The sequence below is a fragment of the Vibrio sp. 378 genome, from assembly GCF_033339435.1.
The window spans coordinates 1-798 of sequence record NZ_JAWOUO010000379.1; the positions used below are offsets into that span (position 1 = coordinate 1).

1 protein-coding gene is annotated in these 798 nt (G+C 48.1%); it reads left to right on the forward strand.

The window, feature by feature from the left end; genetic code table 11:
• Positions 1 to 772 (forward strand): chorismate synthase (aroC, locus tag R7Q48_RS26390; RefSeq protein WP_318133155.1); only part of this gene is annotated, 772 nt, incomplete at its 5' end.
• Positions 773 to 798 lie beyond the last annotated feature (26 nt).

The following is a 798-nucleotide window of genomic DNA, read 5'->3' on the forward strand; positions in this document are numbered from 1 at the left end:
ACATGCTGATTACACTTACCACCAAAAATATGGCATTCGTGACTATCGTGGCGGCGGCCGTTCGTCAGCCCGTGAAACTGCGATGCGTGTGGCTGCAGGTGCAATCGCGAAGAAATATCTGAAAGATGAATTTGGTGTAGAAATCCGCGCTTACTTGTCACAAATGGGCGATGTTTCTATTGATAAAGTCGACTGGGACGAAATTGAAAACAACGCGTTCTTCTGCCCAGATGCAGATAAAGTGGAAGCGTTTGATCAACTGATCCGCGACCTAAAAAAAGAAGGCGACTCAATTGGTGCGAAAATTCAGGTTGTTGCAACCAACGTACCTGTTGGCCTTGGCGAGCCAGTGTTTGACCGCTTGGATGCAGACATTGCGCACGCGCTAATGAGCATCAACGCGGTGAAGGGTGTCGAAATTGGTGATGGTTTCGATGTAGTAAACCAAAAAGGCAGTCAGCACCGTGACCCACTTTCTCCACAAGGTTTTGGTAGCAACCATGCTGGTGGCATCCTTGGTGGTATCTCGACAGGTCAAGACATCGTTGCGAATATTGCACTTAAGCCAACATCAAGCATCACGGTTCCGGGTGACACTATCACTAAAGAAGGTGAACCCACTCAGCTCATCACGAAAGGTCGTCACGACCCATGTGTCGGCATTCGTGCTGTACCTATTGCTGAAGCCATGCTGGCGATTGTTGTGATGGATCACTTATTGCGTCATCGTGGGCAAAACCACGGCGTAACGACAGAAACACCAAAGATTTAGTTTGGTGCTCCAAATACAAAAAAGGT